The organism is Pseudarthrobacter sp. BIM B-2242 (assembly GCF_014764445.1).
Classification (GTDB): Bacteria; Actinomycetota; Actinomycetes; order Actinomycetales; family Micrococcaceae; genus Arthrobacter; species Arthrobacter luteus_A.
On the sequence record NZ_CP061721.1, the window covers coordinates 3306392 to 3326810 of the forward strand.

The window sequence follows — 20419 nt, forward strand, 5'->3', positions numbered from 1 at the left end:
AGCAGCTTGTTTCTCACCCCGGACCGAAGGAGCAGACATGTCGCTACGCAAGGGAACCTCCGTGGAATGGAACACGCCCCAGGGACCCACCCACGGGAAGATCGTGGAGAAGAAGACCAGCGATTTCGAACTGGACGGGAACCAGCACCGGGCCAGCGACGCAGAACCACAGTACGTTGTGGAGTCCGCCAAGACAGGGGCCCGGGCCGCCCACAAGGCGTCGGCCCTGACCGAGAAGGACTAGGGCAATGACCGCCACGGCGCATCACGACGTCCTCGTTATCGGCGGCGGCAACGCCGGAATCTCCCTGGCGGCACGGCTCCACCGCTACGGCGTGACTGATATCGCCGTCGTCGAACCCAAAGACCACCACCTGTACCAGCCGCTCTTCTCGCACATCGCCGGCGGCCGGGCGAAAGCGTCCGAGGCGATCCGTTCGCAGGCTTCCGTCACCCCAAAAGGTGTCGAATGGATCCACGACGCAGCCCTGGTTGTCAACGCGGCAGCAGACACCGTCACGCTGGAGTCCGGCGAGCAGGTCACCTACAACCACCTGGTGGTCTGCCCTGGCATGCAGCTGGACTGGGACAAGATTCCGGGCCTGGCAGCCGCCGTCCACTCGCCCTTCGGCGCCTCGCATTACGACTTCGAGCTGGCCCCCAAAGCGTGGACCCTGCTCAGCAGCCTCAAGTCCGGCACCGCGGTGTTCACCATGCCCTCCGGTCCGGCCAAGTGCGCCGGGGCGGCCCAAAAACCCATGTATCTGGCCTGCGATTACTGGAAGGAACACGGAGTCCTCGACAAAATCCGTGTGGTCATGGTCCAGCCGTACCCGAGCATCTATGGGGTCCCCGGCGTGGACGAGGAACTCAACCGGAAGATCGCCGAATACGGCATCGAGCTGCGCCTCAACAGCGAACTGACAGCGGTGGACCCGCTCGGACGGACCGTGGTGATCAGCGACAACGCCGCGGGGACCACCGAGGAAATCCGCTATGACGTCCTGAACGCTGTTCCCCCGCAGTCGGCACCGGACTGGCTCAAGGCCACGGATCTGCCGGCCCCGGGGAACGACGGCGGATTTGTACAGGTGAACCCGGAGACCCTCCGGCACGTCCGCTACCCCAACGTGTGGTCGCTGGGCGACGCCGCCGCAACCACTAATTCCAAGTGCGGCGGCGCGCTGCGCAAACAGACCAAGGTGCTGGCAAAAAACCTCATGGATGCCAGGAAAGGCGCGCCGCTGACAGCGAAGTACAACGGCTACGCGGTGTGCCCGTTCACGGTGTCCGGCTCAACCGTGGTGTTCGCCGAGTTCGACGCCGACTACCGGCCCATGCCCACCATCCCCAAGATCCCCACATGGAAAGAGAGCCGCGCGTCCTGGGTGGTGGACCGCGACGTCTTCCCGCAGGTCTACTGGAACCTGATCCTCAAGGGCCGGGCATAGATTCCTCATCGATTGCTCCGTAAATGCCCTTTTGGACCCTCAAAACGGCGGTTACGGAGCAATCGATGGGATTATCTGTCCCGCGCCCGCCATTCGTCCTCGAGGATCGCGTAGACCACTTCCGTTGAGGTCAGCTTTGGGCCGGGTCCAGCGGGACCGGAACGATCGGCTGATCGTTCGCCGTCAGGTCAATGCCAAAGTCTTTGGCGAAAACGAGCCGCGTGTCCTTGTAGACTCCGGGGTGGCCCTCGTCCAGTTCGAAGACGCGGGCGCCACGCAGCCGGTTCCGCTCGGCGCCGTCCAGCCCGTAGGCCCCAAATCCCGTTCCCGGACCGTAGCCAAGCTGCACGCCGTAATAGTCACCGACGTAGGTGTTGACGTGGTCGTGCCCCACGAAGTACCCCCGGACGTCCCCGCGCTCCAGGAAAGCGTTGAACAACCCGGAGTTGAAGGGTCCCGGGCACTCGTCCTCATTGCGCTCGCCGACGATGCTGTGCTTGGCGACGGCGCGGGCGTGATCTGCTTCAGTACGCGAGTCGATGCTGGCGAACCACATGTTGCGGTGCTCGTGCAGGGCGATGTGGCCCCACATCAGGGAGGGGATTTTCTTGCCGTACTTCTGCTCCGTGGCGATGGACTGGTTCCGGTACCAGGTGACTTGGTCCATGCGTACCCAGTCCCAGTCGGGGTAACCTTCAAAGTCCTGGCCGTTGATGGCGTCCGGCGCGTACCGGCCGGTGTCAATGAGCCAGAGGCCGAAGACAGGATCCTTGGATCGCGAGGACTGGACCAGCAGCTGCGAGTTGGACGTACCGGTCAGGCCCGGCACCGAGTCGGCGTTGACGTTGTGGGCGTAACTCTGCAGGAATTGAAGCATCCTGGCTTCGGTCGTCCCCGTCCGCTGCGCGGAATCCTCGTCATGGTTGCCGAACGTGATGGCCCACGGAATCCGGCGGCTTTCCATCGGTTTGACCACGTGGTTGAGCGCCTGTTTGACGTCCAGCTCCGAGTCGCATCCGCCGTTGATGACATCGCCATTGATCACCACGAAGTCCGGCTTCTCCGCATCCAGGGTCCGGTCCATGAGCTCTATGGTGCGGCGGTCCGTCTGTTCGTCATCCTGCGTGTCGTTGAACTGCACCACTTTGAACGTGCCGTCCGGGCGGAAGGCAAGCGTGGGTTTGGGCGCCTTCGCGCCGGGGGCAGCCTTGCCCGCGGCTGCAGCGGACACTGTGATTCCCAGCGCCCCGAGCGTTCCGGCTGCCGCCAGGGCCGCTCGCCTGCTGAGTGTGGGCTGGTTGATGCGTGAAGTCACTGTTACCTCTCGTTGCGGTGACGGCCGCAATATCGTGCGGCCTTACTGCCGAGACGATAGAGAGGCCAAGCATCCAGCCCAGGAACTGACAGTGAACGAAAGGTGCCCGCGTAATCCCATCCACTGGTCCGTAAGCGCCGTTTTGGGCGGCCAAAACGGCAGTTACGGAGCAGCGGATGAACGGACGACGGCGGCAGTCGCCTCTGCGATCGCCTGTTCTTCGTCGGTGGGAACCACCAGGACAGGGATGGCGGACCCGGGCGTGGAAATCACCCTGGGTTCCTTGGACCGCTCACTGTTCAGGCCGGCGTCGAGCTCTATGCCCAAGGCACCCAGTTTGTCCGCCACGAGCGTGCGGAACTGGTGCGAGTTCTCCCCGATGCCCGCTGTGAACACCAGGGCCTTCGCTCCCCCGACGGCCACGTGGTAGCCGCCGATGTACTTGGCCAGCCGGTAGGACGTGACGGCGAGGGCCATGGATGCTTTGGCGTTCCCGGCTTCGGACGCCTCCACCACGGAGCGCATGTCGTTGTTGCCGGCGAGCCCCTTGAGGCCGGATTCGCGGTTGAGCATGGTGTCGATGTCCTCCGGGGTCCAGCCGGCCCGGCCAAGGAACACGAGGATGGAAGGGTCCACATCTCCCGAGCGGGTGCCCATTACCAGGCCTTCGAGCGGGGTGAAGCCCATGGACGTGTCCACGGATTTGCCGCCCCGGATGGCTGTGACGGAGGCGCCGTTCCCCAGGTGGGCGATGACGCCGTCGAACTCTTCCACCGGAAGGTCCAGCAGCGCGGCGGCGCGATGCGTTACGTACTCGTGCGAGGTGCCGTGGAAGCCGTAGCGGCGGATGCCGTGCTCCGTGTAAAGCGAGTCCGGGACGGCGTAGCGCCAGGCGTGCTCAGGGAGGCTGCGGTGGAAGGCGGTATCGAACACAGCAACCTGCGGCATGTCCGGCCATTTTTTGCTGATGGCGCGGATGCCCAACACGTTGGCGGGGTTGTGCAGCGGGGCCAGCGGGTTGAGGCGCTCGATGGCGCGGGTGATCTCGTTATCGACCAGGACCGGTTCGGCGAACCGCTCCCCGCCGTGCACCACGCGGTGCCCCACCGCGGCCAGTTCGAGGTCGCCGAGCTCGGCGTGGATGGCCGCGTCCACCTGTTCCAGCGCCTCCGCGTGGTCCCGCGGGCCCTCGATCTCGCCGTCGCCGTCGCCGCCGTTGCCCATGCCGATCTTCTCGATCAGCCCCTCGGTCAGCACACTGCCCGCGGCAACATCGCGGACCTGGTACTTGAGCGAGGACGAGCCGGAATTGATGACGAGCACAAGCATGGGGGCCTCCTGAGCCTTACTGGCATGGTTACAGCCACTATATGTACTGCCGGCGTGGCGGGACCGCCGCGCCGGGGGTGATCTTCGGTTCGTTCCCCGAACCCCAACCCCGCTGGACTTGTTTTTGAGAACCATTCTCATTAGAGTGATCGGTATGCAACTCACAGTGATCAGTTCCCTGGACGCCCTGTGCCGCCAGCAGGCGTGCCACGAGGCGGCCGAGGCCAATCCCGGTGCCGTGGTGGTGCTTCACGACCTGCTGGAGAACGGCGTGGTCATCCGGAGGATCGCCAGCCACTGCGGACTTGTGGAGCGCTCCGAGACGCAGCTGGAACATGGCTGCCTAAGCTGCACCGTGCGGCTGGACCTGGTGCCCGCTATCGAGCGGCTGCTGGACCGCGGGGAGGCCGAGGTGATCGTCGGACTCCCTCCCGCAGTGTCCGCGGAGGCCGCGATCGGGGCGCTGCGGAGGTGTCTTTCCCGCCCGGTGACAATTGTGTCCGCGGTCCTTGCCTGCACCGCTGACACGCTGGAGGACCATATTTGGGACCGCCACACCTTGTTTGAGTCCGGGTTCACGCCGGTCCCCGAGGACCAGCGCACGGCGGGTGAATTCCTCATAGGCGAGCTGGCGTTCACTGACACCGTCCTGCTGGCGGACGTGGACCTGTTTCCGGCCGACCCCGCCCTGCGCGTTCGCGGCACCCAACTCGTCAGGGAACTGGCTCCGCACGCTGACGTCGTGGAACACGCCGCCCTTATCCGCCCGGGCCGCCACAACTACCAGGACGCCCTCGGCCGGACAGTGCCGGGCACAGTCCGGATCCCGGCGTCGTCCTCCACCTCACCGTTCACCACCGTGACGCACCGCGCCCAGCGTCCGCTGCACCCTGAACGGTTCCGGCACGCCCTGACCACTCTCGCGGAGGGATGCTGCTGGTTGCGCGGCCGCCTCTGGATCGCCGCCGCACCGAAGTGCCGGATCGCCATCCAAGGCATCGGCCCGCGTGTCTGGCTCGAAAATACCGGGCCGTGGCTGGCCGACCAGGACGCCGGCGCGGTGCCGGATCCCCTGAACCATGTGGACGCCCACCTGGACTGGCATGCGGAACACGGGGACCGCGGCAGCGTGCTGGCCGCGACCGGCGAAGGCATCGACCCCGCGGAAATTGCCCGGCTGCTCTCCGCGTGCGAGCTCACCGACGCGGAGATGGAAGCCGGATTCGCCGGACTGGCCGATCCGTTCCGGCTCGACTCCGCTCCATCCTGAACCCGCTACTACCCGCCACCCGAACAAGGAGCAACCCATGAAAGTCAGAAATTCCCTCCGAGCCCTGAAAAAGGTTCCCGGCGCCCAGATCGTCCGACGCCGGGGCCGCACCTTTGTGATCAACAAAAAGAATCCGAGGATGAAAGCCCGTCAGGGCTGAGCCGGCGGCCGACTCACCCGTGCCTGCCGTTGCGCCAGCGGCCGGGGCCTGCATAGAGTCGGCGGGCACGTTACATTCCGCAGAGAGGGACTTCCATGCCGAACGACACCACTCAGCCCGACAACTCAGACAGCACCACGCAGGATCCGGCTTCAGGCTCGGGAACCAAGGACCCCACCGGCGTGGAGGGCGCCAACCCGGCCCTGGACGACACAGGCAAGCCCAAGGCCGAAGAAGTCGGTGACGCCCCCGAGCAGCCCGAGAACCCGGAAAACCTTGACCTCACGCCCGAAGGCCTGTCCGACGAGCCGGCCACGCAGGAAGACCCGGAGAGCCTGGCCAAGCCCGAAAACAGCTAACGCCCCGAGTCCGGCCTGCGAGGTCAGTCCACCGCCTCAACCGAGATCAGGACAATTCCCAGGTCCCGGACCTTCATCAGTACCCCATACAGTGCTGCCTGATCCGGGACGAATCCACAGAGCGTCGTGGTGCCGTCGCCCTCATGGGTCAGTGTGAGGTCACCAAACCAGGCCGACCAGTGTTTTTCGAGGTGCCCGCCGATACGGATCTCGTACCGGGCGGGCACCTCCTGCTTTGGGGACGCCGTCATGGTGCCTCCACCCCCACCGCCGTCGCGCTGTTACGTGCCGGCGCCGGGCGCAGTCCGCTCCACAGCGAATACCCCAGTCCCATCAGGGCAACGCCGAGGGGCAGGGCGAACAGCCTGTCGTTGACCTGCGGCAGCAGCGGGAGGAAGAGGGTTGCCACGGAGCCGGCGGCGAGCAGCGCGGCGGCCCAGCGGGCGAGCACCCCGGCGCGGAAGAGGGCGATACCGAAGAGGAGTCCGCCACCGAGGAATGTCACCGCCGACGCCAGATTGAGGACGGACATCAGGCCGATGTCGCCGGTGACCGGGTCCCCCATGACTGTGGCGAACACGTCGTTAACGTAGCCGGGTGTGGTGCGGGCAATCGTGGGCAGGACAGCCGCACCGATGATTTCGACGCTGAACATGATGAGGTAACCGGCGCCAAACACGAGGTAGCCGATCAGTCCCAGCACGCCGGCCTGGGCCACCTGGCGCAGGTACATGCCAGTGATGCCGATGAGTGCGAGGCCGGCCATCAGCGCCTTCAACGACTGGCGGACGGTGTACTCCGCGGTGGTGGCGAACCCGGCGTCCAGGTGGGGGTGGTTGATCTGGACGCCGATGAACAGCAGGCCCGCGGCGGCTGCGGACAGCCCTGCCCAGCGGGTGAGTTTGGTGGTGGTGATGGACATGTCCGGCTCCTTGAGTCTGCTTCCGGCGGCGGGCGCTGCCGGATAACTTAAAGGTAGGGACGGGTGGTGTGAGGCGGCATCACCCGATGATGTGACTTCGCAGGGTGAACCTGGCCATCGGAAAGTGCCGGGGCGGTCCCGGTCACAGCAGGCCTCGGTCGCGCGCACGGCTGACCGCCGCCCGGCGGCTGGTGACGCCCAGCTTGGTGAAGATGTGTTTGGTGTGCGTGCGCAGCGTATTGTGCGAAATGAACAGTGCGCGGGCGATCTCCGGGCCGCTCAGCTCGCTGTCGAGGAGCCTCAACACCTGCAGCTCGCGCTCGCTGAGCGGGTCAACGTCCGACGGCGGCCGCTCGCCCGGGTGGGTCACCGCACTGTGGGCGGGGGTCGTCTGCGGAGGTGCTGAGTGCGGCGGCGCACCCAGGGTGAGGAGACGCTGCGCGCGGGCGGCAGCACCGACATCGTGCGTTGCTGCATCCGGTGCATCTCGCATGGCGTCACGCAGGAGCTTCATCATGGGCGGTCCTTCGTCCAGGAACAACCGCACGTACTCATCCGGTTCGGGCGATCCATCAAAGGCAGCGCCAAGGGCCTCAACGGCTTGGCTGCGCTGATCCAACACGTCATGGGCAAGGGCCTGCAGGATGCGGATCTCCACCACGCTGCCCGCACGGCCGGACTCCGTTGCGCGGGCCAGTAGCCGGTCCAGCAGGCCCAGCGCCCCCGCGACGGCACCGGTATCAGGCTGGGCGCGGTGCTGCGCAATCACAAGCCGGACCAGGGTGAGGTGGTTGTACTCCTGCATGTAACCGGCGCTGTTGGCCACGGATAAGCCGCGGGCACGGGCCCAGCCGGCAGCCCCGGACAGGTTGCCGGCACGTATCCAAACCCGGGCTTTGATGGTCGGGATGGGGCGCACCTCCGGGAAGAACCCCGGCCGGAAAAGCTGCTCTGCCTGGTCCAGGTAGCCGATGGCGCCGCCCACGCCGCCCTCTTCCCGGGCCACCAGAGCACTCGCCACGAACCAGCGGTAGCGGCTCTCGGTGATGGGCCCATTGTGCACGAACGGCGCGGCAGCCTGGAGGTGGTCCTTGGCGCTGCCGAGGTCGCCTGCCTCCCGGCTGATCTCACTGAGTGCCACGTGTAGCTCGGCGCTGGCGCGCGCCATGGAATCCCCGCGTGCCTCGGCCTGCCGCAGCGCAGTCAGGCAAATCCGGCGCGCCTCACTTGGCCGGCCCGCCGCCAGCCACATGTCCGCGAGGATGACGGTGCTGCTGAGTTCGTCCAGCAGGTTTCCGGCCGCACGCAGGCTCGCAACGGCCTGCGTGAACGTCTCCAACGCATCCTGCACATCGCCCTCCGCCCACGCCGCCAGCCCGAGGAAAGCGCCTGCTGCGCCGCGCGCAAAGTGATGGTCAGGCCCGGCCAGCTCCAGCGCATGCCGGGCGTGGGCCGACGTCCCGGCCACGTCGCCCCTGGCCTGCGCGAGCGAGGCGCGGTACATCGCGATGGTGGCCGGCAGCATCTCAAGCTCCGCGGCTGCGGCCCCCTCCGGCCCGGAAGACGCCGTGGCCCGCTCCACGGCAACCATGTCCTCCCCCGCAGCCGCGCGGTCCGCAGCCGCAGGGTCCATTGCCGCTCGTTCCGCGAGCGCGCGGTCCGCGAGCGCGCGCTCGGCGTCGTCGAACCGCTGCTCCGCCCCGCCGAGGTCGCCGGACGCCATGAGCATTCCGCCGTAAAACACGCTCAGCAGCGGGCTGCGCCGGATGACCAGGTCCGGGAGTTCCTTCAGCCAGCCGAACAGCACAACGTCCTGGCGGCTGCGGCGGAGCACCGGTACGGCCCGTTCCACAAGGCGGGCAGCATGTTCAAAGTCCTGGCCGCTCAGGGCGTGCCGCACGGCGTCCTCGACGTGTCCGTGGGCCTCGTACCAGTGGCTGGCACGCCGGTGAAACAGCGGAATGTGCCCGGGTTCCTCGCTGAGCAGGCGGCCGCGCAGGACGTCGGCGAAGAGGTGGTGGTAGCGGTACCACTCGCGCCGGTCATCCAGCGGGACCACAAAGAGATTCGCGCGTTCCAGGGCCACGAGCATGGCGCTGCCGTCGTCGCGGCCGGTGACCGCATCGCACAGCGGCCCCGTCAGCCTGTCGAGGACCGCGGTGTGCAGCAGGAGACCCCGGACGGCTTCCGGCTGGTGTTCCAGGACCTCTTCCACCAGGTAGTCCACGATGTAGCGGTGGTCCCCGGCGAAGCGTTCGATGAATCCGGCGGCGTCTTCATGGTCCCGGAGCGAGAGCGCGGCGAGCTGGAGTGCGGCAATCCAGCCCTCCGTCCGCTGGTCCAGGGTGGTCACCTGCTCTGCGGGCAGGTCCAGTCCGGCCACGTCGTTGAGGTACGCCGCAGTCTCGTCCGGGGTAAACCGCAGGTCTGCTGCGCGGATCTCCACCAGCTCTCCCCGCGCACGCCATCGGGCCAGGGGCCAACCGGGGTCCGACCGGGTGCCCACCACAACGTGCACCTGCGGCGGAAGGTGCTCCAGGAAGTAGGTCATGCCCGTCCCGATGGCCTGGCTGTCCACCGTATGGTAATCGTCCAGCACGAACCACACGTCGCGGGCCACGTCTCGGGTCACGTCCGCCAAGTCGTTCACAAGGTCGTTCACGAGTGTGGTGAGCACCAGCTCGGTAGCCAGTGGCTGTGACCCGATCAGCTCCAGCGCCGCCGAACCAACGCCGGGCATTGCGCTCTGGAGCGACGCAATAACGCTGCTCCAGAAAACGGCCGGCTCGCGGTCCCCCGGATCCAGCGAGAGCCAGGCAACGCGGCGCTCCGGCCCGGCGCCGGCAGCCAGCCAGTCCGCCAAGAGGGCGGTCTTCCCGAATCCGGCCGGTGCGGACACAAGGGTGAGGCCGGACTCCGCGCCGAGGCGCAGCTTCTCCAGCAGCCGCGGACGCACCACAAAACCCCGGCGCGGCGCGGGGACGTACAGCTTAGTGGCCATCATCGAACGTTCCATACGAATCCGTTCCAGCCTAGGCGACGGCGGTCGGGCAGGGTGCTGATCAGCCTCAAGTTGGACCCCGGCCTCGCAACCGCACTGTCTGCGTCTACGAGCAGTGACTGGCCGCAGCGGCGTTCGATCAGCGGGCACCCGGCGACGGCGGCACCCAACCAGGGTGCCCGCCGTCGGACGTTAACCGCTATGCCTCCGCCGGAACCGGCACCTGCGCCTGGATGGCCGTGATGGCCACCGTGTTCACGATGTCCTCCACGGTGCAGCCGCGGGAGAGATCGTTGACCGGTTTGCGGAGGCCCTGCAGGACGGGCCCGACGGCGACCGCACCGGAGCTCTGCTGCACCGCCTTGTACGTGTTGTTGCCGGTGTTCAGGTCCGGGAAGATGAAAACTGTCGCCTGCCCGGCCACGGTCGAGCCCGGCATTTTGGACTCCGCGATGGAAGCGTCCACGGCGGCGTCGTACTGGATGGGGCCTTCGACGGCGAGATCCGGGCGGCGTGCACGCACCAGTTCGGTGGCCTGCCGGACTTCGTCCACGGCCTCGCCGGAGCCGGAACCGCCGGTGGAGTACGAGAGCATGGCCACCCGCGGCTCCACCCCGAACTGCACGGCGGTTTCGGCCGAGGCCAGGGCGATGTCCGCCAGCTGTTCCACGTTGGGGTCCGGGTTCACGGCGCAGTCGCCGTAGACCAGAACACGGTCGGGCATGAGCATCAGGAACACCGAGGAGACGATCTTCACGCCCTCGCGCGTCTTCACGAATTCCAGCGCCGGACGGATGGTGTGGGCGGTGGTGTGCGCGGCGCCCGAAACCATCCCGTCCACCACACCCAGCTGGACCATCATGGTGCCGAAGTAGCTGCCGTCCTGCATGATCTCCAGGGCCTTGGGCAGGTCCACGCCCTTGTGCGCGCGCAGTTCGGCATACTTTTCGGCGAATTGTTGGCGCAGCTCCGAGGTGGCCGGGTCCACGATGTTGATGCCGGCGAGGTCGATGCCATTGGCCGCAGCCAGCTCGCGTACGTCCGATTCGGGCCCCAGCAGGGTCAGATCGCAGACGTCGCGGCGGTGCAGGATTTCGGCGGCACGCAGGATCCGCACGTCTGTGCCCTCCGGCAGCACCACGTGCCGGCGCTGTCCGCGGGCCCGTTCAATGAGGTCGTGCAGGAAGCGGAGCGGGGTCATCCGTTCCAGGCGGGGCAGGTGGAGGCGTTCCACCAGCTCGGCTTCGTCCACCCGCTTGGACCACAGGCCCAGGGCTGAGGCCACCTTGCGGCGGTGCCCTGACCAGATCTCACTCCGGACTTCGGAGACGCGCTTGGCCGTCATGTACGTGTCCTCGCTGGCGGCAAAAATGGGGAAGGGAGACTGTGCCAGCAGGGGCAGGATGTTGGCGTCCGGGGCCAGGCCGCCGGTGAGAATCAGCGCCGACGGTACGGGGAATTCCGGCGAGAACGACGACGCCAGGCAGGCCACCATCACATCCGCTCGGTCGCCCGGGACGATCACCAGGGCGCCCTCGTCCAGCACGTGCAGGAAGTTGCCCACATTCATGGCGGCAACCTTAATGTCCCGCACGTCGCGTTCCATGTCCGCACGGCCGGCGATCTGCCGTACCCCCAGCGCCGCGGCCACCTCACCGGTGGTGGGCCGCGCGATTTCCTCCAGCTCCGGCAGCACATACACCGGCCGGCCGGATGCACCCACAGTGACTTCGGCGGCGATCCGGTCCACGAGCTCCGGGTCGGCGCGGTTCACCATGATGGCCAGCAGCGCGCACTTCTCGGCGATCAGCTCCTTGCGGGCAACCTCGACGGCGGCTGCCGCCTCCGCCACGCTGAGTCCCTTCGCGCCCACCACAGCGACCACCGGGGCGGCCAGGTTGTTGGCCAGCCTTGCGTTGAGGTCAAACTCGACGGCGGCGTCCTGGCCGGTCAGGTCCGTCCCCTCCACGATCACCACATCGCAGTCCTTGGCGATTTCGGCGAAGATCTCCACGCAGCGGGCATCGATCTCGGCGCGTTTTCCGTCTGCGAGGAGGGCACGCACCTCAGCGGACGTCAGGCCCCCACGGCAGCGGTCGTCGTCGAGCCCGAAGCGTGCCTTCATCAGCGCCACCATCGGGTCATCCGCGGCATCCGGGCCGTGGACCACCGGCTTGAAGAAACCGATCCGGTCCGCGTGCCGGTGAAGAGTGTCCGCGAGGCCCAGGGCTACAAGGGATTTGCCCGAGCCCGGAGTGGTTGCGCTGACGTAAATGCCTTTGGCCATGGTCCGCCCTTTGCTGTGCTGGTGCCGGTCCCAACCATCCTTTCACTTCCGGGGTGCGGCGTGCTGCACCGGCTCCGCCGTACCCCGCCCGCCCCCTCACCCCCGGACGCTCTCTCACTTAACGTGGGTTTTTTCGGGACGCTCTCTCACTTAACGCAGGAAACCACAGACGGCCCAGCCGGGCGGGCGTTCCAGCCCGGTTGCCACTGGTTTCGCGGCCACCCGCGCGGCGTTTCACGGCGTGTCCCCGGTCCGAAGCAGGTCGCGAATCCGACTGACTGGGCTGGAACGTACGCCTCCTAGGCCTGCCTGCGCTTCCAGACCGCATGCCCCGCCGTGGCAGCCACCGTCAGGACGATGCTTATGCCAAAGCTGAGGGCGAATATAGTCTCGTACCGGCCATCTTCGGCGAGTCCTGCCGTGCCGTATGCAGCCACGGAGCTGCCCAGAAACAGTGCGCAGGCAAACAGGGAAACGGTGGTGGCGCGTGCCTGCGGGGCCACTTCAGTGACCCAGCCCTGCATGGATGAATGAAGGACGGCGTTCGACACCCCAATGAGCACCGCCGTCACCGTTAGGGTCGCGGGTAGCTGCCACAGGGATGAAGCTGCGAAGGCGCTGACGAGCACCATTCCCCCGATGGCAATAAGCCGTGTGTGGTTATAAAGCTGGACCAACAACCGCATCAGGCGGGCACCGGCAATAACGCCGACTCCATAGCCGGCTGCGAGGATACCGGCCAAGGAAACCCCACTCCCAGCCTGTTGCAATGCCGGGACGATGTAGGTCAAAGCCCCCATCAGCACCGCTCCTTCCATCACGGCGAGCCCATAAACGCCCAGAGGAGCGCCCGCGAAAGCGCTGCGAAAGTCCACGCGGCCGGTCCTCGAGGAACCCGGACCAACCCGGCGCAGGGCCACCAGCAAAACCAGACAGCCGACCGCGGGCAAAGCGAATACCAGTCGCCAGTCCAGCAGAGCTGCCAAAGTACCGGCTGCAAGGGTTGCGCCAGTGGTTCCCAGTGAGGAGTAGATCTGCAGATCGGACAGACCTTTAGCCCGCAGGATCCCGGTCCGCGTGTCGCCTAGGAGCGTCAACAGGGTTGGATACAACGCACCGACCATAAGCCCCGTGAACGCCCTGGCCAGGAGGAGGGGAATATACGCACTGACCAACGTGCTTGCCACTGCTCCCAGCAACACTCCGACAAGCGCCGTCCGCAGTACCGTGATCCGTCCGAACCGGTCGCTGATGAGCCCCCACACTGGCTGTCCAACAGCGTAGAGCAGGGCATAGGCGGCGACGAGTTCGACGGCTTGGCCCAGCGAGAGGTCGGTCCGCTCGGCAAGCACGAGGAGCATAGGCGGGGTGGCGAATCGGTCGAAGAAGGACAGGAAGCCGACCGACCGCAGTATGGAGTCGGGAACCTCGTCCCGCCGGCTGGCGGATCGTTTGCTGTGGCCCAGCATCTGGTCAGCTACTCCTCAGACAAGGCGCTCGGCGCGTCCGTCGTCGTTTTCGATCCACTGCAGAAAGATCCGTCGGTCTATTTTTCCTCTGTCGGTTAGGGGCAACTCACTGAGTGCGTAGTAGTGGACGGGCCTTTTGTCCCGGCTTAGGAGTTCATCCAGTCCCGCCGTAAGGGCGGTAGGGGTGAGGCCTCCACAGGAAGGAACGATTCCGGCCACAACACGATGACCACGCAGGTCATCGGGCAGACCGACTGCCACTGCAGTTTCGACGCCGGGAACGGAGGACAGCGCGAGTTCGACCTCGTGCGGGTAGACGTTCTTCCCCGCCGTGTTGATCATGTCCGAGCTCCGCCCCAGAATGTGCAAATCGCTGCCGCTGAGGTATCCCTGATCACCGACGGTCACGTAGCCGTTCAGACGGCGAAGGGCTTTCCCGTCGTCGCCCCAGACGTACCCCTGGCACAACATGGGGCTTTTGACGCCGATGTTGCCCGGGGTGCCGTCCGGCAGGGGTGTTCCGTGGTCGTCGAGGATCCGCACCTCCACACCAGGGAAGGCCGTGCCAATGGCGGTGCCGGCAGAGTCCAGCGGCTCCCTCGCGGCAAAGCCGCGACCGGACACGAAGCTTAGTTCCGCGGCGCCGTAATACTCGAAGATGGTGGCGTTCGGCGCCCAGCGCCGGGCTGCTTCCAACGTCCGGGCATCCAGCTTGGATCCGGCGCAGATGATGGTCCTTATCGCGGAGGCATCCACTGATGCCATGAGTCCGCGTTCACTGAGTAGGCGGAGCATTGTTGGGACAAGAACCAACCTAGTGATCCCGTCATGGGTGATTACTGCATGCGCTTCTCCAACATCGAAACTGCGCAGGGTGTGGAATTCAGTGCCGGCGTAGAGGCATTCGGAGAGTGCAAATAGGTTCAGGCTGGCCGAGAGCGGTCCGGGGGCAAGTGTCTTGTCGTCCGGCCGTAGGCCGAAAAACTCGATGGACGCTTCAAAAGAGGTCTGCCAGGACCGGCGGGAGCGTGTGAAAGCCTTGGGTGTCGAGGTGGTGCCGGCGGTAAAACCGATGAGGAAGGTCGAGTCTGGGTCGCCGTCTTCCAGCGCGGTTCCCGCTGCACGGGACGGGGCAGGCAGCTTCCGAATGATTTCCTCCCTGGCCTGCGGCGTCCAGGCCGGATCCAGTACGGCGATCTGCCGCCCTCCTGCAATTCCGGCACAGTAGAGCGCAGCAAACTCAGCCGTGTTGGGCTCGGACAGGATATACGTTTCCGGGGTAGAGGGGACGAGCTCCTCGGCAGCTCCGCGAAGCTCGGACCAGCTGAATCCACGGCCGCCGACGGCGATTGCAGTTTCTGCCGGGCGGAGATCCGCCCACATCTGGACTCGGTTCAGGAATGGCAAGGGGTTCACGTCCTGTGTTGGGTGCCGCTGTGCCGGCGTCCGGTCGGGCGAATACCCTTTAGTAAGTATGCTGGAGGGCCGCATCGAGATCAAGACGAGCGTTTGTTCTTAGACTATCCGGACGCGACAGAAGGTGCGATCCTCGATCGCTATACCTGAACCAGGGTCGCTGGCTGCTACTCCCTCAGCTGATGGGTCAGCACTTCAAATTCGTCCACGCCGAGGATTTCCATATGTTGTTCGGCCGTGGTTTCGGCGCGGATGCGGTCCACCACCGGACGGCTGGCATCAAGAGCGTCCTCGTCGTCCCACAGGGTGAGGGCAAGTGAGGTGTCTTCTTTGCCCAACAGGTAATAGATACCCCGGCACCCGGGCAATCCAAGCACTTGCTGGACGGTTTCCCCTGAGGGCTTTCCGGAACTGCCAGGTGCTGGGCGGTACGTGCTGACGCGAGCAAACATTATCGATCCTCCAACAGTTGCTGGTGAAGCCTGCGCGCGGCTCAAGGTGGTGGCGGCAAGCTCAGAGGCATGGCCTCATCCCACCAGTAAGGACCCGGGTTGCTCGAAGCGCAAGATGAGTGAAATCTACTGCCCCGCCCGGGTCCTTACCCAGTCACTGTGGTGGCTGTGGTCAGTGTTCCTCGTCCAGCGAATGCTTGTACCGCTCCGGCAGGGTCAGCGTGGCAATGATGGAAATCATCACGATGCCCAGTGCGATTGCCGTCAGGGCGAACGTTCCGTTCTCCGTGTTCTGGAAGATCCATGCGGCGATGAACGGAATGGGCGCACCAAAGATCAGGCCCGCCAGGGTCATGCCAAGCGCGGATCCGGTGTAGCGCATGCTCGTGGGGAGCGATTCGGCGAAGAACGCGGCCTGCGTTCCGGCGGTGACCTGGATCCCGCACAGGGCCAGGGCGATGATCGCGACACTGGCAGGGTAGTTCATCGTGTTCATGACGGGGAACATGGTGCCGGCCGCGATGCCCTGCATGACCAGGCCCAAGAGGAAGGTCTTCTTTCGGCCGATGCGGTCACTGAGGCGGCCGCCCAGGACCGCCGCGGGAATCGACACGAGGTTGGCGACGAGCAGGAGCCCGAAGGTGATCGAGTTGTCGTAACCCAGTTCCTTGGTCAGGTAGTTCACGGCATAGGTAACGCTGATCCAGAAAAGGCCGGCAGATGCAGCCCAGGACAGAACCAGCTTGATGACCGTTCCCGGCTTCTTGAGAATCACTGCCAGAGCGCGTTCCTGCGGGATGGCCGATTCGGCTGCCTTCTTTTGGTTTTCCTTGAAAGCCGGCGTTTCTTCGATCCGCCGGCGGATGAATACGCCAACAACCAGCAAGAACACGCCCATAAGGAAAGGAATCCTCCAGCCCCACGCTGCGAAGTCATCCTTGGACAGGAACATGGCCAGTCCGGTGAGGGTAATGGACGCGAAGGTCTGGGCGAGAGGCGAACCCGTAGCCAGGATGCCGCCATACAGGCCGCGGTGATTCGTCGGGGCATGTTCAACAACCAGCACCTGGACACCGGTGGCCTCGCCGCCGAGTGCGAAGCCTTGGAGGAACCGAAGAACCACCAGGAGTATCGGGGCGACAATCCCGGCCATAGCGTAAGTAGGCAGCAACCCGATGAGTATGGAAGCCGCGCCCATAAGGACCAGTGTGAACATCAGCACGTTGCGCCGGCCGATCCTGTCGCCCAGGGCACCGAAGACGATGCCGCCCAGCGGACGGGCAACCATGCCTGCGCCGAAGGTGGCAAAGGAGGCAAGGATTGCAGTGTTTTCATCGAAGCCGGGGAAGAAGAGCTGGGGAAAGAGGGTTGCGGAAAGGGTGCCGTATACGGCGAAATCGAACCACTCGAGGGCGGTGCCGAAAGTCCCGCTCACAACGGCCCGCCGCGACGTCTTCGGATCGAACGTGGGTGCTTCGCCCGCCTGGGGCGGAAAATGCTCTACAGGCTTGGTCAATTCCGACATTGGAACTCACTCCTAAATCGATGGAAAGTCAGCGGCATCAGCCGGTCTACCGTGCGGCAAACTGCACCGGAGTTCGGATACGCCTTCAGACGAGGGTCCTGCACCGCGAGGGATCTGCAATAAAAAACAAGCGTTCGTTTGTAAGTGTACGCTGTGACATGTATCGCATACAACGGCTTTGGAAGAAAAGGTCTCCGTCGTTTCCAGACGGAGACCAAAGTGCTTAGGGTAAGGCGGCGAGGGCCCGGTTGCCACCGGGCCCTCGCCCATAACCAGCGGCTATGCAGAGGCTGTGGCAGGGGCTCCCGCGGCGACCTCTGCGCGGCGCTTCATCAGGGCGGTCCGGCGGACAACGCAAACCAGTTCGTCGTTCTGGTTGTAGCCGCGGTGCTCGATGCCCACGATGCCCGTCTCCGGGCGGGACTTTGATTCGCGCTTGTCCAGGGCCTGGGTCTCCACGCGCAGGGTATCGCCGAAGAAAACCGGCTTGGGGAACTCGATGTCACGGAAGCCGAGGTTACCGAGGGTGGTGCCGAGCGTGGTGTCCTGCACGGGAACGCCGGTGACCACGCCGAGGGTGAAGATGCTGTTGACGATCTGGCGCCCATAGATGCTGTTCTTTGAGAACTCGGCATCCAGGTGCAGCGGCTGGACGTTCATGGTCAGCGTGGTGATCAGCAGGTTGTCCGTCTCCGTGACGGTACGGGTCACTTCATGCTTGATGACGTCGCCAACAATGAAATCCTCGTAGTACATTCCGGCCATGACTGGCCTCCTTCTCGCGTTTAGTTCTGCTGGTTTTCTTGGGGGGCAGGGCAGGTCTTACGTTTTCGCGAGGGCAAGGGCCTCGCGGGCGTGGTTCGCGTGTGCCAGGTCGATATGGTCGCCCCGGAAGGAGACAGCCCCGTGCCCGTTGCGCTGGCCTTCTTCAAATGCCTCGATCAGGCCTTGGTAGTAGTCCTGAAGAGTCGCTGTTAGTCCGTATTCCTCGTTGGCGATAGGTGCGTGTGAGGGGTGGATAAGGACCTGGCCTGTGTAGCCGAGCCCGCTGTTGTCCTGCGCGAAGACGCGCAAACCGTCAAGGTTTCGGACCTCCTGCCAGAGGCCCAACACGATCGTGCGGATACCCGCGGCACGAGCGGCCACAACCACCTTGGAACGCAGGTAGAGGGTCTCCACCCCCGCGGCTGTCCAGCGGAAGCCGACTTCCCTTGAGACGTCCGCGTCCTTGGCGGCTGCCGCCATGACGCCGCCCACCCGCGGGCCGGCCAGGATTTCGTCCACCTTGCTGATGGACGCCGCAGTCTCCAGTGACGGGACGAGCTCAACGGTGCCGCGATCAATCCCGTGCTCCAGCTCCGCGGCGGTGACCAGGGCATCGAACCGGACCACGTCGTCGCGTGAGAACAGCTTGGGCAGCAGGAACGCAGTCAGGTTCCGGTGCGTCACGGTGGCCACGTCCCGGCCGAAGAACTCAGTGTCCAGGGCGTTTGGACGGACCAGGATCCCCTTGGAACCGTCATGGGCTTCGAGGGCTTCACGGGCGTTGGCGCGGGCCAGTTCCTTGTCCTGTGAGGGGACGGAATCCTCGAGGTCGATGATCACGGCGTCGGCTTCGGAGTTCAAGGCTTTGTCGATCCAGTCCCTCTTGTGGCCGGGGACAAAGAGCAGGGAGCGGTAGGGCTTCATGCTGCAGCCTCCTCGGTCACCTTGGTCAGCAGCGTGCCGGCTGCGAGGGATTCACCGATACTTGCAGTGATGTCACCGACGACGCCGGCCACCGGGGCAGCGATGGGGTTCTCCATCTTCATGGCCTCGAGAACGAACATCACGTCACCCTTGGCTACCTTTTGGCCTGGCGTCACATTGATTTTAATGATGGTGCCCTGCATCGGAGCCTTGACCGTGCCATCGCTGACAACCTCGCGCCTGGCCCGTGCCTGGCGGGTCTTCCCGACGGCGGCAGCGGGATCGCCGGGCGCGGTGTCCGCACCCCCTGCAGCAACAGCACTGCCGTAGCCGCCGGCGGTGCCGTAATCGCTGAAAGTGGGGATGATGTAGAAGCGTCCGCCCACTTCCACGTTGGCGCGGTCAACGGGTTCCGGCTCGGTGAAGTCAACCGATTCCTCGAGCCACAGCGTGCTGAAGCGCAGTTCCTGGAAGTCCGGGTGCGACACAATGATCTTCGCGGCCGGGGCCGTGGTGGGAACCCCCTCTACCTGCAGCCTGTCCAGGCCATCAAGCAGGCGCTTCATGGCCGTGGCACGGTCAGGACCGTACGCGATCAGCTTGCCGATGAGGCTGTCGTAGAACGGCAGCACGGTGTCACCGGACTCGTAGCCGGCATCAAAACGCAGGCCTTCACCGTCAGGCGCATTCAGCACCTGCACCGGTCCAGGTGCTGGAAGGAAACGGCCCTCGGCGACGTCCTCAGCGTTGATTCGGGCTTCGATGGCTGCACCCTGGGGCTTCAGGTTGTTGAGGATTGAAAGCTTCTCCCCTGCCGCGACGCGGATCTGTTCCGCGATGAGGTCCACCCCGTGGACCATTTCCGTGACCGGGTGCTCCACCTGGATGCGGGTGTTCATTTCCAGGAAGTAGAACTTTTCGTCTTCCACAAGGAACTCCACGGTTCCGGCACCGACGTATCCCACTTCGCGGGCCAGCCGCACCGCGGACTCGCCCATGGCCGCACGCAGTGCATCCGACAGGCCTGGGGCCGGGGACTCTTCGATCAGCTTCTGGTGCCGGCGCTGCACGGAGCAGTCGCGGTCCCCGACGTAAACGGCGTTGCCATGGGTATCGGCGAAAACCTGGACCTCAACGTGGCGTGCATGCGTGAGGTACCGTTCCAGGTACACCTCGCCATTGCCGAACGCGGCAGTGGCTTCACGGACGGCGGCGTCGAAAGCTTCCCTGGCCTGGGGTTCGGAGTCGATGCGGCGCATGCCACGTCCCCCGCCACCGGCTGAAGCCTTGACCAGCACGGGGTAGCCGTGCTCGGCGCCGAACGCTTCAACTTCAGCAGCGCTGGCGATCGCACCATCAGTGCCCGGCGCCAGAGGCACCTGGACGCGGATGGCCACATCCCGGGCCGCGACCTTGCCGCCCATGGTGGTGATGGCGTGCGGGGAAGGACCAATGAAGGTCAGGCCGGCGGCCGCGACCGCTTCGGCGAACTCCGGGTTTTCCGAGAGGAACCCATAGCCCGGGTGGATCGCCTGGGCACCGGATTCAAGGGCGGCTGCGATGATCTTGGGGATATTCAAGTAGTTCTCGCTGGCGGGCCCGTCACCGAGGTTGATGGCGGCATCCGCCACTCGCACGTGCAATGAGCCGGCGTCGGCGGCTGAATACACTGCCACGGACTCGATGCCCATAGCACGGCAGCTGCGGGACACCCGGACAGAAATTTCGCCACGGTTGGCGATGAGGATCTTGGTAAACATGATGGTCCTTAGTG

The 20419-nt window shown here is 65.3% G+C and carries 18 protein-coding genes; 5 read left to right on the forward strand and 13 right to left on the reverse strand.

What is annotated here, in order from left to right; all coding sequences use genetic code 11:
• Nucleotides 1–37: 37 nt before the first annotated feature.
• Together IDT60_RS15260 and IDT60_RS15265 are read left to right on the forward strand one after the other, a co-directional pair.
• Entirely contained in the window at nt 38–244 is a 207-nt protein-coding gene (locus tag IDT60_RS15260; RefSeq protein WP_191079685.1) for a DUF2945 domain-containing protein, read from the forward strand.
• Nucleotides 245–248: 4 nt separating this feature from the next.
• Nucleotides 249–1451, forward strand: a complete 1203-nt coding sequence (locus IDT60_RS15265; protein ID WP_191079686.1) for an NAD(P)/FAD-dependent oxidoreductase — start codon at nt 249–251, stop codon at nt 1449–1451.
• A 130-nt stretch (nt 1452–1581) separates the two neighbouring features.
• Here the strand turns inward: IDT60_RS15265 and IDT60_RS15270 are convergent, their stop codons facing one another.
• A complete protein-coding gene (locus IDT60_RS15270) occupies nt 1582–2766 on the reverse strand; it encodes a metallophosphoesterase family protein (protein ID WP_191079687.1) in 1185 nt (394 codons plus the stop codon).
• Nucleotides 2767–2928: 162 nt separating this feature from the next.
• Nucleotides 2929–4095: an acetate kinase gene (locus IDT60_RS15275; protein ID WP_191079688.1), complete on the reverse strand. Its 1167-nt coding sequence runs from the start codon at nt 4093–4095 to the stop codon at nt 2929–2931.
• A gap of 154 nt (nt 4096–4249) precedes the next feature.
• Between IDT60_RS15275 and IDT60_RS15280 the strand changes: the two genes are divergently transcribed.
• The 3 genes from IDT60_RS15280 (at nt 4250) to IDT60_RS15290 (ending at nt 5884) form a co-directional block, all read left to right on the forward strand.
• On the forward strand, nt 4250–5365 hold the full coding sequence (locus IDT60_RS15280) for a GTP-binding protein (RefSeq protein ID WP_191079689.1): 1116 nt from the start codon (nt 4250–4252) through the stop codon (nt 5363–5365).
• Nucleotides 5366–5402: 37 nt separating this feature from the next.
• Nucleotides 5403–5525, forward strand: coding sequence for a type B 50S ribosomal protein L36 (gene ykgO, locus IDT60_RS15285; RefSeq protein WP_058931424.1), 123 nt, complete (start codon nt 5403–5405; stop codon nt 5523–5525).
• Between the two features lie 95 nt (nt 5526–5620).
• Entirely contained in the window at nt 5621–5884 is a 264-nt protein-coding gene (locus tag IDT60_RS15290; protein WP_191079690.1) for a hypothetical protein, read from the forward strand.
• 23 nt (nt 5885–5907) lie between these two features.
• Here the strand turns inward: IDT60_RS15290 and IDT60_RS15295 are convergent, their stop codons facing one another.
• The 11 genes from IDT60_RS15295 to IDT60_RS15345 form a co-directional block, all read right to left on the reverse strand.
• Nucleotides 5908–6135 carry a hypothetical protein gene (locus IDT60_RS15295; protein WP_191079691.1) on the reverse strand — a complete coding sequence of 76 codons (228 nt, stop codon included), beginning with the start codon at nt 6133–6135 and terminating at the stop codon, nt 5908–5910.
• On the reverse strand, nt 6132–6806 hold the full coding sequence (locus IDT60_RS15300; RefSeq protein WP_191079692.1) for a hypothetical protein: 675 nt from the start codon (nt 6804–6806) through the stop codon (nt 6132–6134). Before IDT60_RS15300 ends, IDT60_RS15295 begins: the two co-directional genes overlap by 4 nt.
• 142 nt (nt 6807–6948) lie before the next feature.
• Complete coding sequence (locus IDT60_RS23480) at nt 6949–9810, reverse strand: LuxR C-terminal-related transcriptional regulator (RefSeq protein WP_305072121.1); 2862 nt, start codon at nt 9808–9810, stop codon at nt 6949–6951.
• 196 nt (nt 9811–10006) lie between these two features.
• The gene (gene pta, locus IDT60_RS15310) at nt 10007–12094 is read right to left on the reverse strand and encodes a phosphate acetyltransferase (RefSeq protein ID WP_191079694.1); all 2088 of its coding nucleotides are present in this window, start codon (nt 12092–12094) and stop codon (nt 10007–10009) included.
• Between the two features lie 299 nt (nt 12095–12393).
• Nucleotides 12394–13563 (reverse strand): MFS transporter, encoded by a 1170-nt coding sequence (locus tag IDT60_RS15315; RefSeq protein WP_191079695.1) that lies wholly within the window; start codon nt 13561–13563, stop codon nt 12394–12396.
• Between the two features lie 15 nt (nt 13564–13578).
• The gene (locus tag IDT60_RS15320) at nt 13579–14970 is read right to left on the reverse strand and encodes a class I adenylate-forming enzyme family protein (protein ID WP_191081969.1); all 1392 of its coding nucleotides are present in this window, start codon (nt 14968–14970) and stop codon (nt 13579–13581) included.
• A 176-nt stretch (nt 14971–15146) separates the two neighbouring features.
• Entirely contained in the window at nt 15147–15317 is a 171-nt protein-coding gene (locus tag IDT60_RS23285; protein ID WP_223883740.1) for a hypothetical protein, read from the reverse strand.
• A 286-nt stretch (nt 15318–15603) separates the two neighbouring features.
• Nucleotides 15604–16956, reverse strand: a complete 1353-nt coding sequence (locus IDT60_RS15330; protein WP_223883741.1) for an MFS transporter — start codon at nt 16954–16956, stop codon at nt 15604–15606.
• A 279-nt stretch (nt 16957–17235) separates the two neighbouring features.
• Entirely contained in the window at nt 17236–17721 is a 486-nt protein-coding gene (locus IDT60_RS15335) for a MaoC family dehydratase (protein ID WP_191079697.1), read from the reverse strand.
• 57 nt (nt 17722–17778) lie between these two features.
• On the reverse strand, nt 17779–18645 hold the full coding sequence (locus tag IDT60_RS15340; RefSeq protein ID WP_191079698.1) for a CoA ester lyase: 867 nt from the start codon (nt 18643–18645) through the stop codon (nt 17779–17781).
• Nucleotides 18642–20405 (reverse strand): acetyl-CoA carboxylase biotin carboxylase subunit, encoded by a 1764-nt coding sequence (locus IDT60_RS15345; RefSeq protein ID WP_191079699.1) that lies wholly within the window; start codon nt 20403–20405, stop codon nt 18642–18644. The genes IDT60_RS15340 and IDT60_RS15345 overlap by 4 nt, the downstream gene beginning before the upstream one ends.
• Nucleotides 20406–20419: the final 14 nt, after the last annotated feature.